This window comes from Streptomyces sp. NPDC048411 (assembly GCF_040704695.1).
Classification (GTDB): Bacteria; Actinomycetota; Actinomycetes; order Streptomycetales; family Streptomycetaceae; genus Streptomyces.
Map to the genome: position 1 here is coordinate 1 of NZ_JBEZKL010000166.1, position 14,821 is coordinate 14,821.

At 70.5% G+C, this 14,821-nt stretch carries 13 protein-coding genes; 11 read left to right on the plus strand and 2 right to left on the minus strand.

Annotation, left to right across the window (positions count from 1 at the left end; all coding sequences use genetic code 11):
• Positions 1-169: 169 nt before the first annotated feature.
• Positions 170-1,339, plus strand: a complete 1,170-nt coding sequence (locus AB0915_RS34595; RefSeq protein WP_366694844.1) for a cysteine desulfurase family protein — start codon at positions 170-172, stop codon at positions 1,337-1,339.
• A 13-nt stretch (positions 1,340-1,352) separates the two neighbouring features.
• Here the strand turns inward: AB0915_RS34595 and AB0915_RS34600 are convergent, their stop codons facing one another.
• Positions 1,353-2,114, minus strand: a complete 762-nt coding sequence (locus AB0915_RS34600; RefSeq protein ID WP_366694845.1) for an N-acetylmuramoyl-L-alanine amidase — start codon at positions 2,112-2,114, stop codon at positions 1,353-1,355.
• 61 nt (positions 2,115-2,175) lie between these two features.
• Here AB0915_RS34600 and mnmA point away from each other — a divergent pair, with 61 nt between their 5' ends.
• Positions 2,176-3,312, plus strand: coding sequence for a tRNA 2-thiouridine(34) synthase MnmA (gene mnmA / locus AB0915_RS34605; RefSeq protein WP_366694846.1), 1,137 nt, complete (start codon positions 2,176-2,178; stop codon positions 3,310-3,312).
• A gap of 109 nt (positions 3,313-3,421) precedes the next feature.
• On the opposite strand, the gene AB0915_RS34610 is transcribed toward mnmA, so the two are convergent.
• Positions 3,422-3,757, minus strand: a complete 336-nt coding sequence (locus AB0915_RS34610; RefSeq protein ID WP_366694847.1) for a DUF427 domain-containing protein — start codon at positions 3,755-3,757, stop codon at positions 3,422-3,424.
• Between the two features lie 77 nt (positions 3,758-3,834).
• Between AB0915_RS34610 and AB0915_RS34615 the strand changes: the two genes are divergently transcribed.
• The 9 genes from AB0915_RS34615 (at position 3,835) to gatB (ending at position 14,712) form a co-directional block, all read left to right on the plus strand.
• Entirely contained in the window at positions 3,835-4,374 is a 540-nt protein-coding gene (locus tag AB0915_RS34615; protein ID WP_366694848.1) for a TIGR00730 family Rossman fold protein, read from the plus strand.
• A 28-nt stretch (positions 4,375-4,402) separates the two neighbouring features.
• Entirely contained in the window at positions 4,403-5,092 is a 690-nt protein-coding gene (locus AB0915_RS34620) for an SDR family oxidoreductase (protein ID WP_366694849.1), read from the plus strand.
• Positions 5,093-5,199: 107 nt separating this feature from the next.
• Positions 5,200-6,225 (plus strand): methionine synthase, encoded by a 1,026-nt coding sequence (locus AB0915_RS34625; RefSeq protein ID WP_366694850.1) that lies wholly within the window; start codon positions 5,200-5,202, stop codon positions 6,223-6,225.
• 29 nt (positions 6,226-6,254) lie between these two features.
• Positions 6,255-8,450, plus strand: coding sequence for an NAD-dependent DNA ligase LigA (gene ligA, locus AB0915_RS34630; RefSeq protein WP_366694851.1), 2,196 nt, complete (start codon positions 6,255-6,257; stop codon positions 8,448-8,450).
• A gap of 382 nt (positions 8,451-8,832) precedes the next feature.
• On the plus strand, positions 8,833-10,914 hold the full coding sequence (locus tag AB0915_RS34635; RefSeq protein WP_366694855.1) for a bifunctional diguanylate cyclase/phosphodiesterase: 2,082 nt from the start codon (positions 8,833-8,835) through the stop codon (positions 10,912-10,914).
• Between the two features lie 232 nt (positions 10,915-11,146).
• Positions 11,147-11,443 (plus strand): Asp-tRNA(Asn)/Glu-tRNA(Gln) amidotransferase subunit GatC, encoded by a 297-nt coding sequence (gene gatC, locus AB0915_RS34640; RefSeq protein ID WP_358862620.1) that lies wholly within the window; start codon positions 11,147-11,149, stop codon positions 11,441-11,443.
• Positions 11,444-11,448: 5 nt separating this feature from the next.
• Positions 11,449-12,951, plus strand: coding sequence for an Asp-tRNA(Asn)/Glu-tRNA(Gln) amidotransferase subunit GatA (gene gatA, locus AB0915_RS34645; RefSeq protein WP_366694852.1), 1,503 nt, complete (start codon positions 11,449-11,451; stop codon positions 12,949-12,951).
• Positions 12,948-13,187 carry a hypothetical protein gene (locus AB0915_RS34650; protein WP_366694853.1) on the plus strand — a complete coding sequence of 80 codons (240 nt, stop codon included), beginning with the start codon at positions 12,948-12,950 and terminating at the stop codon, positions 13,185-13,187. The genes gatA and AB0915_RS34650 overlap by 4 nt, the downstream gene beginning before the upstream one ends.
• A gap of 16 nt (positions 13,188-13,203) precedes the next feature.
• Positions 13,204-14,712 (plus strand): Asp-tRNA(Asn)/Glu-tRNA(Gln) amidotransferase subunit GatB, encoded by a 1,509-nt coding sequence (gene gatB / locus AB0915_RS34655; protein WP_366694854.1) that lies wholly within the window; start codon positions 13,204-13,206, stop codon positions 14,710-14,712.
• Positions 14,713-14,821 lie beyond the last annotated feature (109 nt).

Consider the following 14,821-nt stretch of genomic DNA (forward strand, 5'->3'; position numbering starts at 1 on the left):
GGCGCTTCGCCGCGAACAGTCATAACCGGCCGAGCGGCGACCGGACATAGGTGTACGAAGCGTCGGCGCACAAGGGCAGGCGGCACAGCACCCGCCCACCGTGCACGGGTACCGGACCGCGATGCGCCCGGCGTGCGCCCCGCCACACGCTCGTAGAATCGAGCTCACCATGGCATACCTCGACCACGCCGCGACCACGCCGATGCTTCCGGAAGCGATCGCGGCGATGACCGCCCAGCTCGCCGTCACCGGCAACGCGTCCTCACTGCACGCCGCCGGGCGCCGGGCCCGCCGTACCGTCGAGGAGTCCAGAGAGACCCTCGCCGACGCCCTCGGCGCACGCCCCAGCGAGGTGGTCTTCACCTCCGGAGGCACCGAGGCCGACAACCTCGCCGTGAAGGGCCTCTACTGGGCCCGCCGCGACGCCGACCCACGGCGCACCCGCGTTCTCGCCGGTCCCGTCGAGCACCACGCAGTGCTGGACGCAGTCGACTGGCTCGCCGAACACGAGGGCGCGACCGTCGAATACCTCCCCGTCGACACGTACGGGCGCGTCCACCCGGACGCACTGCGCGAGGCGATCGTGCGCAACCGGGACGATGTCGCGCTGGTCACCGTGATGTGGGCCAACAACGAGATCGGCACGATCATGCCGGTACGTGAACTGGCCGCCGTAGCCAACGAGTTCGGCGTGCCGATGCATGCCGACGCGGTCCAGGCCTTCGGCCAGCTGGACGTCGACTTCGCCGGCTCGGGGCTGGCCGCGATGACCGTCAGCGCGCACAAGATCGGCGGCCCGTTCGGCATCGGCGCGCTGCTGCTCGGCCGCGAACACACCCCCGTACCCGTGCTGCATGGCGGCGGCCAGGAGCGGCATGTGCGCTCCGGGACGCTCGACGTGCCCGCCGTCGCCGCCTTCGCGGTGGCCGGACGGCTCGCCGCCGAACGGCGCGAGGAGTTCGCCCGCGAGGTCGGCGGGCTCCGCGACGAGTTGGTCGCGGCCGTGCTGGCCGCGGTCCCCGACGCCATCCTCGGCGGCGACCCCGCCCCCGGCGGCCGCCTCCCGGCCAACGCCCACTTCACCTTCCCCGGCTGCGAGGGCGACTCCCTCCTGCTGCTGCTGGACGCCCAGGGCATCGAATGCTCCACCGGCTCCGCCTGCACGGCGGGCATCGCCCAGCCCAGCCATGTGCTGCTGGCCACCGGCACCGATCCGGACCTGGCCCGCGGCACGCTGCGGTTCTCGCTCGGTCACACGTCGACCAAGCAGGACGTCGAGGACGTGGCGCGGGCGATCGGGCCGGCGGTCGAGCGCGCCAGGACGGCGGGGCTCAGCTAAGAGGCCGCCCCACCTATGCGCGCGGTTTCTCAGGGCTGCCGGTCCCCGATCCGCCGGACCCCTCCTCGGGTCTCGGACCCCCAGGGCCCTTCGTCGGGCCGGCAGCCGCTGCCCGTACCAGCTTGAGATACCGGTCCCAGTCCCAGTGCGGACCGGGATCGGTGTGGTCCGTGCCCGGCACCTCCACATGCCCGATGATGTGCTTGCGGTCCACCGGGATCCCGTACCGCGCGCATATCGCGGCCGTCAGCCGCGCCGACGACGCGTACATGGCCGCCGTGAAGTCCTGCGGCCGGTCCACGAACCCCTCGTGCTCGATGCCGACACTGCGCTCGTTGTACGACCTGTTCCCGGCGTGGAACGCCACATCCAGCTCACGGATCATCTGCGCCACATGGCCGTCCCGGCGCACCACGTAGTGCGCCGCCGCCCCGTGGTCCGGGCTCTGGAAGACCTTGACCGCACCGCGGTAGCTGCCCTGAGTGACATGGATGACGACCCGGTCGATGTCGTAGTCGGCGGGGCGGTCCGCCCGCCGCCAATTCGCCGGCGACGCCGCTATCCACTCCGCCCGCGCGTAATCCACCTCACCCGGCTTCCGGGGCTTGCTGACTCCCGGCAGCCGCCACCAGGCATGTTCCAGCTTCGTCCGCGCCAGCGCCGCCGTGCCCACGGCCGTGACGGCAGCGCCGATCAGCATCCCGCGCCGGCTGATGCCGTGCTCCGGCTTCGCCCCTGCGGAGCCCTTGGCGCCCGCCGTCCCCTTGGTCCCCATACGGTCGACAACGCATATCCGCGAGCGTTCGGTTCCCGGCGACCCGTACCCTGGTGGAGCTATGAATCAGACTTCCCCGCGCCCCCTCCGGGTGCTCGCCGCCATGTCGGGTGGTGTCGACTCCGCCGTCGCAGCGGCCCGCGCCGCCGAGGCGGGCCACGACGTGACCGGTGTGCACCTCGCCCTCTCCGCGAACCCGCAGTCGTTCCGTACCGGAGCGCGCGGCTGTTGCACCATCGAGGACTCCCGCGACGCCCGCCGCGCCGCGGACGTCATCGGCATCCCGTTCTACGTCTGGGACCTGGCGGAACGCTTCCGCGAGGACGTGGTCGAGGACTTCATCGCCGAGTACGAGGCGGGCCGCACCCCCAACCCGTGCCTGCGCTGCAACGAGAAGATCAAGTTCGCGGCGCTGCTCGACAAGGCGCTCGCCCTCGGCTTCGACGCCGTCTGCACCGGCCACTACGCCACGGTCGTGCTGAACGCGGACGGCAGCCGTGAGCTCCACCGCGCCTCGGACATGGCCAAGGACCAGTCGTACGTCCTCGGCGTCCTGGACGAGAAGCAGCTCGCCCATGCCATGTTCCCGCTCGGCGACACCCTCACCACCAAGGAAGAGATCCGCGCCGAGGCGGAGGCCCGCGGCCTGGCCGTCGCGAAGAAGCCCGACAGTCACGACATCTGCTTCATCGCCGACGGCGACACCCAGGGCTTCCTGGCCGACCGCCTCGGCGGCAAGGCCGAGGGCGACATCCTCGACGAGTCCGGCAACAGGCTCGGCACCCACGAGGGGGCCTTCGGCTTCACCATCGGCCAGCGCAAGGGCCTGCGCATCGGCCACCCGGCGCCCGACGGCAAGCCGCGCTACGTCCTGGACATCTCCCCGGTGAACAACACGGTGACGGTCGGCCCGGTCGAGGCCCTCGACGTCACCGCGCTGACCGCCATCAAGCCCCGCTGGTGTGGCACCGCCCCGGTCGGCCCCGGCACCTACACCGCCCAGCTCCGTGCCCACGGAGGTGAGACGGAGGTGACCGCCGAGCTCGTGGACGGCACGCTGAACGTCACCTTCACCGAGGCGGTACGGGGCGTGGCCCCGGGCCAGGCGGTCGTGCTGTACGACGGGACGCGGGTGGTCGGCTCGGCGACGATCGCGACGACGGTGCGGCGCACCGAAGCAGCGGTCGGCCAGGGCTGACCCCCGGCGAACACGAGCGGGAGTGACTCCGCAGCATCGCCGAACTCATCTCTCCTGCGGGGAACGTGTGGGAATTTTCCATTCGGCACGTGAGAGCGGCGCCTGACGGTCAGTCGGATACCGTCTCGGTGTCGTAGAAGCAGAAGTGGTCCTTGATCGCGGCGACTTCGGGCTTCGGGTCCGGATAGGCCCAGACGAGATCGGCCGCGTCCGGTAGTGACCAGTAGGAGGCATCTCCCTTGAACGGACAGTGGGTGTGGGTGTCCGACGTCGTCAGCAGTTCCGTACGGACATCGGCCGGCGGCAGGTAGTAGCGCACCGGACAGCCCGTCTCGCGCAGTACGAGCGGACGGCGGCTCTCGGCGAGCAGCTGTCCGTCGCGCACCACGCGCACGTGTTCGGTGCCGGGCTCGACGGTGATGCGGTGTCCTGGAGTGGAAGTCATGTCAGGTGCAGCCGCTCCGTCCGCCGTTTTCTTCCCCGGCTCCGTGGAGTGTCAGTGGCGTCGCATACGGTGCATCCATGAACATCTGCGTCTTCCTCTCCGCCGCCGACCTCGACGACCGCTACACCCAGCCCGCCCGCGAATTCGCCGAACTGATCGGCAAGGGCGGGCACACACTGGTCTGGGGCGGGTCGGAGAGCGGACTGATGAAGGTCGTCGCCGACGGGGTGCAGGAAGCGGGCGGACGGCTGGTGGGGGTGTCGGTCGACTTCCTGGCCGTGAAGGCCCGTACCAACGCCGACGAGATGGTGATCGCGCGCGATCTCGCCGAGCGCAAGGCACTCCTTTTGGAGAAGGCCGACGCGATCGTGATCATGGTGGGGGGTACCGGGACGCTCGACGAGGCGACCGAGATCCTGGAGCTGAAGAAGCACGGCAAGCACGACAAGCCGGTGGTCCTGCTCAACACGGCGGGCTTCTACGACGGACTGCGCCAGCAGTTCCAGCGCATGGAGGACGAGGGCTTCCTGCCGATTCCGCTCGCCGATCTGGTGTTCTTCGCGAAGGACGGGGTCGGGGCCCTGGCGTACCTGGAGGAGTGGTCCGGCCTGCGGTAGGCCCATGGGCGGATGCGACCATGGGGCCATGTCCACTCATCTCATCACCGGCGCCGGCTCCGGCATCGGCGCGGCTGTCGCACGCCGTCTTCTGGCGCGGGGCGACGAGCTCGTGCTGCTGGCCCGGGACGCGGGTCGCGCCAAGGAGCTTGCCGCGCTGCACCCCGGCGCCCGCACGCTCGTCGGCGACCTCGGCAACCCGGACCGGCTCTCCTGGGCGTTCGCCCAGCAGTCGCTGCCGGAGCGGCTCGACTCGCTGCTGCACATCGCGGGCGTCGTGGAGCTCGGCCGGGTCGGCGATCTCACGCCCAAGGCATGGCACTTCCAGCTCAACGCCAACCTGGTCGCCCCCGCCGAGCTGACCCGGCTCTTCCTGCCGCAGCTGCGGGTCGCCCAGGGCCATGTCGTCTTCGTGAACTCGGGCGCCGGGCTCAGCGCGCACGCGGAGTGGAGTGCGTACGCCGCGAGCAAGCACGGCCTGAAGGCGCTCGCCGACTCGCTGCGCCACGAGGAGCACGAGAACGGGGTACGGGTGACCTCCGTCTATCCCGGGCGCACCGCCAGCCCCATGCAGGCCAAGGTCCACCGGCAGGAGGGCAAGGAGTACGACGCCTCCCGGTTCATCGACCCGGAGTCCGTGGCCACCACCCTGTTGATGGCGCTCGATCTGCCGCGGGACGCCGAGGTCAACGACCTGACAGTCCGCCCGGGGCGCTGACCGGGACCAAGATCGCGGCCGGACCGGGACCCGGGCAGGGGCCTGGCAAGCGCTCTGCCGGGCCTGCCCCGCGACGGGCCCGGCGACCCGGACCGTAGGCTTCCTGCGTGAGCGAGAAAAGCAAGTTCAGCGGGTGCCGCGCCACCGGGATCGGGTCGATGCCCGGGGGAGACGCGCGGGAGGCGGCGAAGACCGTCACCGGGTCCTTCGGGGACGGCGAAGGGCTGCCGTATCTGCCGGAACTGCCCGCACGCGGGCCCGGCGCGGACATGATCGGGCGGACCATCGGGCTGCTCGTCGACATGTACGGCCACGTCGAGCCGAGTGGCTGGCGGATCAGTGACCGGCCGGGCCGCGACACCCGCCGGGCCCGCTCCTGGCTCGGCGAGGACCTCGACGCCCTGGAGGAGTTCACCCAGGGGTATGAAGGACCGCTCAAGGTCCAGGCCGTCGGCCCCTGGACGCTGGCCGCCGCGCTGGAGCGCCGGGGTGGCGAGGCAGCGCTCGGCGACCCGGGCGCCTGCCGCGATCTGGCGGGCTCCCTGACGGAGGGGCTGCGGAACCACCTCGCCGACGTACGGCGCAGGGTGCCCGGCGCGCAGGTGATCCTGCAGCTCGACGAGCCGTCCCTGACCGGTGTGCTCCGCGGACGGATCCGGACGGCGAGCGGATACCGCACCTACCGGGCCGTGGACCGGCAGGTGGTGGAGGGCACGCTCCGCGAGGTGCTGGCGGCGAACGGGGACGGCGCCACGGTCGTTCATACCTGCGCGCCGGACGTACCGTTCGCGCTGCTCCGGCGCGCCGGGGCCGACGGTATTTCGTTCGACTTCTCCTTGCTCACCGAGCGTGAGGAGGAGGCGATCGGGGAAGCGGTCGAGGGCGGGACCCAGCTCTTCCTCGGTGTGGTGCCCGGCGCCGACCCGGCTTCGGACGCATTGTCGGACCCGGGCGGTAGCGTCATGGGTGTCAGGACGCTGTGGCGCAGGCTGGGGCTGAATCCGGGGACTCTCGCCGAGTCGTTGGTGATCACCCCGTCGTGCGGCCTCGCGGGCGCGTCGCCTGCGTACGCGCGCGCCGCGCTCGCCCATTGCGCCCGGGCCGCGAGATCGCTCGCAGACAACCCTGAGTAACGGGTATCGGGTAACGGGAGGACGAGACGATGGCCGGCGGACAGCAGTCGGAAGTGCCCGCGGAGGTACAGGGGCGGCATGCGCTCCTCGCCGAGCAGATCGAGGAGCACCGCTTCCGCTACTACGTGAATGACCAGCCGGTCGTCAGCGACGCCGAGTTCGACCGGCTGATGCGCTCGCTGCAGGAGCTGGAGGACGAGTATCCGCAGCTGCGTACGCCCGAGTCGCCGACCCAGAAGGTCGCGGGGCCGTACCGGACGGAGTTCACCTCGGTCGAGCACCGCGAGCGGATGCTCTCCCTGGACAACGCCTTCGACGACGAGGGGCTCGCGGTCTGGGCCGAGCGCGTCGCCAAGGACATCGGCACGACCGGCTACCACTTCCTGTGCGAGCTCAAGGTGGACGGCCTCGCGGTCAACCTCACCTACGAACGAGGGGTGCTGACTCGCGCGGCGACCCGCGGGGACGGCCGCACCGGAGAGGACATCACTCCCAATGTCCGTACGATCGCCGAGATCCCGCACCGGCTGAAGGGCGACCGGATCCCGGAGCTGGTCGAGATCCGCGGCGAGGTCTTCTTCCCGATGGAGGCGTTCGAGGCGCTGAACGCCCGGCTGGTGGCGGCCGACGACAAGCCGTTCGCCAACCCGCGCAACGCGGCGGCGGGTTCGCTGCGCCAGAAGGACCCGAAGGTGACCGCGGGCCGCCCGCTGCACATGGTGGTGCACGGCATCGGCGCCCGTGAGGGCTTCGGGATCGACCGACTCTCGCACGCCTACGAGCTGTTGCACGAGTGGGGCCTGCCCACCGCGAGACACAACAAGGTCGTCGACTCCCTCGACGGCGTACGGGAGTTCATCGCGTACTTCGGCGAGAACCGGCACTCCGTGGAGCACGAGATCGACGGCGTCGTCGTCAAGGTCGACGAGATCGCGCTCCAGGGCCGGCTGGGCTCCACCTCGCGCGCCCCGCGCTGGGCGATCGCCTGGAAGTACCCGCCGGAGGAGGTGAACACCAAGCTGGTGAACATCCGGGTCGGCGTCGGACGCACCGGCCGGGTCACTCCGTACGCGCAGGTCGAGCCGGTCGAGGTGGCGGGCTCCGAGGTCGAGTTCGCCACGCTGCACAACCAGAACGTGGTGAAGGAGAAGGGCGTCCTCATCGGCGACACGGTGGTGATCCGCAAGGCGGGCGATGTGATCCCGGAGATCCTCGGCCCGGTCGTCGATCTGCGGAATGGCACCGAGCGGGCGTTCGTGATGCCGACCCACTGCCCCGAGTGCGGGACGGAGCTGCGGCCCATGAAGGAGGCCGACATTGACGTCCGCTGCCCCAACGCGCGCTCCTGTCCGGCCCAGTTGCGGGAGCGCGTCGCCTACCTCGCGAGCCGCAAGTGCCTGGACATCGATCACTTCGGCTACGTTGCCGCGGCCGCTCTGACCAGGCCGCTGGAGCCTGTGGACCCGCCGATGAGCGACGAGGGCGATCTTTTCGGACTGACCATCGAGCAGCTGCTGCCGATCCGGGCCTATGTGCTCGACATGGACAGCGGACTGCCCAAGCGTGACCCGAGGACCGGCGAGGAGAAGACCGCCCTGGTCTTCGCCAATCAGCACGGCGAGCCGAAGAAGAACGCCGTGGCGATGCTGGAATCCGTCGCTGCCGCCAAGGAAGCTCCCCTGGCCCGGATTCTCACCGGGCTGTCGATCCGTCATGTGGGCCCGGTCGCGGCCGCGGAGCTGGCCCGTCAGTTCCGTTCGATGGACCGCATCGAGGCGGCCACCGAGCAGGAGCTGGCCGACGCCGACGGGGTCGGACCCATCATCGCCGCCTCGGTCACCCAGTGGTTCGCGGAGGACTGGCACCGGGAGATCCTGCGCAAGTGGCGGGAGGCCGGGGTCCGGATGGCGGATGAGGCCGCGGGCGGGGACGAGGGGCCCCGGCCGCTCGAAGGTCTCACCGTCGTCGTCACCGGCACGCTGGCCGACCACACCAGGGACGGCGCGAAAGAGGCCCTGCAGAGCCGAGGAGCCAAGGTCACCGGTTCCGTTTCCAAGAAGACCTCCTTCGTGGTGGTCGGCGACAACCCGGGCTCGAAATACGACAAGGCCATGCAGCTGAAGGTTCCGGTTCTGGACGGGGCGGGCTTCGCCGTGCTGCTCGAAGAGGGCCCGGAAGCGGCGCGCGCGGCGGCTGTGCCTGTCGCCGAACCGGTTGAGGAGTAGCGGGTCGCGGTGGCGCCGGACGGGGTTCGGGACGGGTCCGGACGCGATACGGAACGGGCCCGTCCGGGCAAGAGGCGCGGTCGGGACGTCAGAGTTCACCCGTTCGGCGCGTAACCGGTTCTGACGGATGGTCGGATTGCATTCGGGCAAGAGCTGTAGAGCGCTGCCCGTAGGGGGTTTCGCGGCCTACTGTTGAGACGTGCGCCTGCCGTGCCCCGGCTGCACGACTGCCGTAGGGCCGGGGTGGCATGGGAGCGGGACAACAGGTGACATCGGCACCGCCGGCTGTGAGAGGGACGGAATGAAACCGACCGAGAGCGCCGCACCGGTGTCGCGGCTGCAAGGTTTCGTCGGCCTCACCCCCAAAGTGGGTGCCGTCGTCATGGCGATCGCCACTGTCCAGCTCGCGACCGGTTTCTACCGGAGCGTGAGCGACGGGCACGCGCTCTTCCCGGACGGCGAGGCCGGCTGGTCGCTCGCCGTCCTCACCGGAATCGTCGTCGGCCATCTGGTGGCCCTCGGGCGCGACCGCTGGTGGGGCGGGACCGGATCCGGCGCCGCCCTCACCCTGGCCGTCCTGCTGCTCTACGGCTGGGTGTCCGCCGGACTCGTCAGCATGGTCGTCGTCGTCCTCGTCGGCGTCGCACGACGACACCGCTGGTCGCAGGGGCTGCTGCACGGGGCGGTGGACATCCTGGGGATAGGGGCGGCGGCGCTGGTCCTTGCCGCGTTCGGTGAGGTGCAGACCGTCGAGTCGCCCTGGCAGCCACTCGACTGGGGCATCCACGCAGCCCCGGAAGTCCTCCTCTCCGCCACCACCTATCTCCTCGTCACCCGGATCCTCCTGTGGTACGCGCGGGCAACTCAGGGCGGCGGGCTGCCGACCATCGCGCGCACGGCCCTGCTGCGGCAGGGACTCGTCGCGGTCGCCCTGCTCGGCATCGCCCCGCTGATCTGTGTCGTCGCAATGACCACCCCCGTTCTGCTGCCGCTCTTCGCGGTCCCGCTGATCACCCTGGACTCCGCCCTCTGGATCGCCCGGGCCAGAGCCGAGGAGCAGCTGCGGGACCCGCTGACCGGACTGCCCAACCGGCAGTGGATGCTGGAGCGCACCTGGACGGCCCTGGAGGACGCCAAGAGCACCGGCGCCAGATCCGCCCTCGTCCTGATCGACCTCGACCGGTTCCGGGCCGTCAACGACACCCTCGGTCATCCGGCGGGGGACCGGTTGCTGCTGCAGATAGCGGAACGGCTCCGGCTGGCCCTGCCGCGCGGAGCGGAGGCCGCGCGGCTCGGCGGCGACGAGTTCGCCGTACTGCTCCCGACCGCGGACTCCACCACCAGCGCCCAGCGCGTCGCCCGCCATCTGGTCGCCGAGCTCTCCTCACCGCTGGACCTCGACGGACTCACCCTGGTGCTGGAGGCCAGTGCCGGTGTCGCCGTCTACCCCGAGCACGCGCTGGACGCGGAAGGGCTGCTCAGGCGCGCCGATGTGGCGATGTACCAGGCCAAGCGGGACCGTACGGGCGTCGAGGTGTACGAGTCGAAGCGGGACAGCAACACCCCGGACCGGCTCGGTCTCCTCGGTGACCTGCGGCGTGCCCTGGACGCCGGCGAGGTGGAGCTCCACTACCAGCCGAAGGTCCGCTTCGACGGGCAGGTGGCCGGACTCGAGGCGCTGGTGCGCTGGGTGCATCCGGAGCGCGGTCGGGTCCCTCCGGACGAGTTCATCGCCATCGCCGAGTCGTCTGGTCTGATGCCGCATCTCACCGAGTACGTGCTGGAGACTGCGCTGGCGCAGGTCGCCCGGTGGCGGACACAGGGGCTGTTCGTCCCGGTCGCGGTCAACGTCTCCCCGCGCGACGTCCACACCCCCGGCTTCGCGGGCGGCGTCGCGGCCCGGCTCGCCCGGCACGGCGTCCCTCCCGGTTCCCTGCAGCTGGAAATCACGGAACACGTACTGCTCGAGGACCCGCAGCGCGCCGCGGACACGCTGGCCGGGCTGACCGGTCACGGTGTGAAGATGTCGCTCGACGACTTCGGTACGGGGTACTCCTCGCTGGTCCACCTGCGCCGGCTACCGGTCAGCGAGCTGAAGATCGACCGGTCGTTCGTGGCCCGGCTGGCTGTCGACCACGAGGACGCGGAGATCGTCCGCTGCACGATCGATCTGGCCCACTCGCTGGGCCTGCTGGTCGTCGCCGAGGGCGTCGAGGACGACGAGACGTGGGAGCGGCTGCGGGACCTGCGCTGCGACGCGGTGCAGGGGTGGCTGGTGGCTGCCGCGATGCCGCCGCAGGAGACGACGGCCTGGCTGAGGGCGCGCGGCGAGCACGGGTGGCGTCGGCCGGTCGAGCTGGAAGCGGCGGCTGCTGCCGCGGCCGCAGCCGCCGCGACGGGGGCGGCCGAGCTGGAGCCGCGGTCCCCCGGGCGAGGGATTCCCTCGCGTCCGGCGACGACGTGAGCGGGCGGGCCGGCCGGTAGGGAAGAGAGCCCGGGATGCGCGAGTGGTGCCCTGTCCTCGATCTCCCCCAGGGCATCAAGGACGCCTCACACACGAGGACCTTCTCGACGGGCCCGACCGGCCCCGATAAGTGCAGAACAGAGCGGAGTGTTCCATGGGTGGCGGTCCCTCCCATGGCGGACCCCATAGGATTGGGGCCAAAACCACAACACTCACCCCTGAGGATCGCTGCATGCCTGGCATCACGCGCGAGGAGGTCGTCCACCTCGCCCGGCTGGCACGTCTGGAGCTGAAGGGCGAAGAGCTCGATCACTTCGCCGGTCAGCTCGACGACATCATCGGCGCGGTCGCCCGCGTCTCCGAGGTCGCCGACCAAGACGTACCGCCGACCTCCCACCCGCTGCCGCTGACCAATGTCATGCGCGCGGACGAGGTCCGTCCGTCGCTCACCCCCGAGCAGGCGCTCTCCGGCGCCCCGGCCCAGGAGCAGCAGCGTTTCAAGGTGCCGCAGATCCTGGGGGAGGACTAAAAGTCATGACGGACAACAGCTCCATCATCAAGCTCACCGCCGCCGAGATCGCCGCGAAGATCGCCTCCGGTGAGCTCACGGCCGTCGAGGTCACCGAGGCGCACCTGGCCCGGATCGACGCGGTCGACGAGAAGGTCCACGCCTTCCTGCACATCGACCGTGAGGGCGCGCTCGCGCAGGCCCGTGCCGTCGACGCGAAGAAGGCGGCGGGCGAGAAGCTCGGCCCGCTGGCCGGCGTCCCGCTCGCGCTCAAGGACATCTTCACCACGAAGGACATGCCGACCACTGTCGGCTCGAAGATCCTCGAGGGCTGGGTCCCGCCGTACGACGCGACCCTGACCAAGAAGCTGAGGGCGGCCGATGTCGTCATCCTCGGCAAGACCAACATGGACGAGTTCGCCATGGGGTCCTCCACCGAGAACAGCGCCTTCGGTCCGACCGGCAACCCGTGGGACCTCACCCGCGTCCCGGGCGGCTCCGGCGGTGGCTCCTCGGCCGCCCTCGCGTCGTACGAGGCCCCCCTCGCCATCGGCACGGACACCGGCGGTTCCATCCGCCAGCCCGCCTCCGTCACCGGCACCGTCGGCGTCAAGCCCACCTACGGCGGCGTCTCCCGCTACGGCATGGTCGCCTTCTCGTCCTCCCTCGACCAGGGCGGCCCCTGCGCCCGCACGGTCCTGGACGCGGCCCTCCTGCACGAGGTGATCGCCGGGCACGACCCGCTGGACTCGACGTCCATCGACGCCCCGGTCCCGCCCGTCGTCGAGGCGGCCCGCAACGGCAGCGTCGACGGCATGCGCATCGGTGTCGTCAAGCAGTTCTCCGGCGAGGGCTACCAGGCCGGTGTCGTCCAGCGCTTCAACGAGTCGGTCGAGCTGCTGAAGTCGCTCGGCGCCACGATCGTCGAGCTGGACTGCCCGTCCTTCGACCTGGGTCTGTCGGCGTACTACCTGATCGCGCCGTCCGAGTGCTCGTCCAACCTGGCGCGTTTCGACGCCATGCGCTACGGCCTGCGGATCGGCGACGACGGCACGAAGTCCGCCGAGGAGGTCACCGCGCTCACCCGCGAGGCCGGCTTCGGTGACGAGGTCAAGCGCCGCGTCATCCTCGGGACGTACGCACTCAGCTCCGGCTACTACGACGCGTACTACGGCTCGGCGCAGAAGGTCCGCACGCTCATCACGCGGGACTTCGAGAAGGCCTTCGGGCAGGTGGACGTCATCGTCTCCCCGACGACCCCGACCACCGCCTTCCCGATCGGCGAGCGTACCGACGACCCGATGGCGATGTACCTGGCCGACCTGTGCACCATCCCCACCAACCTGGCCGGCAACTCCGCCATGTCGCTGCCCTGCGGTCTGGCACCGGAGGACGGCCTGCCGGTCGGTCTGCAGATCATCGCCCCCGCCATGAAGGACGACCGGCTGTACAAGGTCGGGGCCGCAGTCGAGGCCGCCTTCGTGGAAAAGTGGGGGCACCCGCTGCTGGAGGAGGCTCCCTCACTGTGAGTGCACTGACCAAGGCCAAGGGCTTCAAGAAGTCCAAGACCGGTACGTACCTGTCCATCGGCACCACCGCCTTCGGCGCGGTCGGCGTGCTCAAGCAGGCCAAGAAGGCACGCTCTGAGCACGACACGCTCCGGCTGGTCGACGCCGTCGTCTCCGCTGCCGCCATCGTCACCGGCATCGCTCTGCTCTGCCGAGAGCTGAAGCGCCTGGGCGACGACGACGTACTGCTGGGTTGAGAGGGAAAGTTTCACCGTGACTGTCACTGACCTGGTGCCGTACGAGGACGCCCTCGCGACGTACGACCCCGTCATGGGCCTTGAGGTCCATGTCGAGCTCGGCACCAAGACCAAGATGTTCTGCGGCTGCTCCACCGAACTGGGCGCGGAGCCGAACTCGCAGACGTGCCCGACCTGCCTCGGCATGCCCGGCTCGCTCCCGGTCGTCAACGCGATCGGCGTCGAGTCCGCCATCAAGATCGGCCTCGCGCTCAACTGCGAGATCGCCGAGTGGTGCCGCTTCGCCCGGAAGAACTACTTCTATCCGGACATGCCGAAGAACTTCCAGACCTCGCAGTACGACGAGCCGATCGCCTTCGACGGCTATCTGGACGTCCAGCTGGAGGACGGCGAGGTCTTCCGGGTGCACATCGAGCGTGCCCACATGGAGGAGGACACCGGCAAGTCGCTGCACGTCGGCGGCGCCACCGGCCGTATCCAGGGGGCGTCCCACTCGCTGCTGGACTACAACCGTGCGGGCATTCCACTCATCGAGATCGTCACCAAGCCGATCGAGGGAGCGGGTACGCGCGCACCCGAGGTCGCCAAGGCGTACGTCGCCGAGCTGCGCGAGCTCATCAAGGCGCTCGGCGTGTCCGAGGCCCGCATGGAGCAGGGCCAGATGCGCTGCGACGTGAACCTGTCGCTGCGCCCCAACGGAACCGAGACGTTCGGTACGCGCTCCGAGACGAAGAACGTGAACTCGCTGCGTTCCGTCGAGCGTGCCGCCCGTTACGAGATCCAGCGCCACGCCGCGGTGCTGAACTCCGGCGCCAAGGTAGTGCAGGAGACCCGGCACTTCCACGAGGAGGACGGCTCCACCACGGCCGGCCGCATCAAGGACAACGCCGAGGACTACCGCTACTTCCCGGAGCCGGACCTGGTGCCCGTCGCTCCGGCCCGCGACTGGGTCGAGGAGCTGCGCAAGGGACTTCCCGAGCTGCCGCGCGTACGCCGCAACCGGCTGCGCGAGGAGTGGGGTGTCTCCGAGTTCGACATGCAGTCGATCCTCAACGCGGGCGCGGTCGACCTGATCGTCGCCACGACCGAGGCGGGCGCCCCGTCGGACCAGGCCCGCAAGTGGTGGATGGGCGAGCTGGCCCGTCACTCCAACGAGACCGGCACCGCCCTGGACGAGCTGGCGATCACCCCGGCGCAGGTTGCCCGGGTGACCGAGCTCGTGGCCTCCGGCGACCTCAACGACAAGCTGGCGCGCCAGGTCATCGAGGGTGTCCTCGCGGGCGAGGGCGACCCGGACACCGTCGTCGAGAAGCGCGGCCTGAAGGTCGTCTCGGACGAGGGCGCGCTGGGCACGGCCGTCGACGAGGCCATTGCCGCCAACGCGGCCATCGCGGACAAGATCCGCGGCGGCAAGGTCGCGGCGGCGGGCGCGCTCGTCGGCGCGGTCATGAAGGCCACCCGCGGCCAGGCGGACGCGGCCCGCGTCCGCGAGCTGATCCTGGAGAAGCTCGGCGTCGAAGGCTGAGCCCTTCCTGCCGCCGCATGCGGATGAAGGGGCAGGACTCGTTCAGCCTTCCCGCACCGGCGGGGGCTTCGAAGGACGAGCTGCGCGAGGGCGGCGGCACGGCTTCGAC

Coding starts and splice junctions, on each gene's coding strand:
- AB0915_RS34595 (WP_366694844.1), top strand. CDS start 170: ATGGCATACCTCGACCACGCCGCGACCACGCCGATGCTTCCGGAAGCG.
- AB0915_RS34600 (WP_366694845.1), bottom strand. CDS start 2,114: ATGGGGACCAAGGGGACGGCGGGCGCCAAGGGCTCCGCAGGGGCGAAG.
- mnmA (WP_366694846.1), top strand. CDS start 2,176: ATGAATCAGACTTCCCCGCGCCCCCTCCGGGTGCTCGCCGCCATGTCG.
- AB0915_RS34610 (WP_366694847.1), bottom strand. CDS start 3,757: ATGACTTCCACTCCAGGACACCGCATCACCGTCGAGCCCGGCACCGAA.
- AB0915_RS34615 (WP_366694848.1), top strand. CDS start 3,835: ATGAACATCTGCGTCTTCCTCTCCGCCGCCGACCTCGACGACCGCTAC.
- AB0915_RS34620 (WP_366694849.1), top strand. CDS start 4,403: ATGTCCACTCATCTCATCACCGGCGCCGGCTCCGGCATCGGCGCGGCT.
- ligA (WP_366694851.1), top strand. CDS start 6,255: ATGGCCGGCGGACAGCAGTCGGAAGTGCCCGCGGAGGTACAGGGGCGG.
- AB0915_RS34635 (WP_366694855.1), top strand. CDS start 8,833: ATGGCGATCGCCACTGTCCAGCTCGCGACCGGTTTCTACCGGAGCGTG.
- gatC (WP_358862620.1), top strand. CDS start 11,147: ATGCCTGGCATCACGCGCGAGGAGGTCGTCCACCTCGCCCGGCTGGCA.
- gatA (WP_366694852.1), top strand. CDS start 11,449: ATGACGGACAACAGCTCCATCATCAAGCTCACCGCCGCCGAGATCGCC.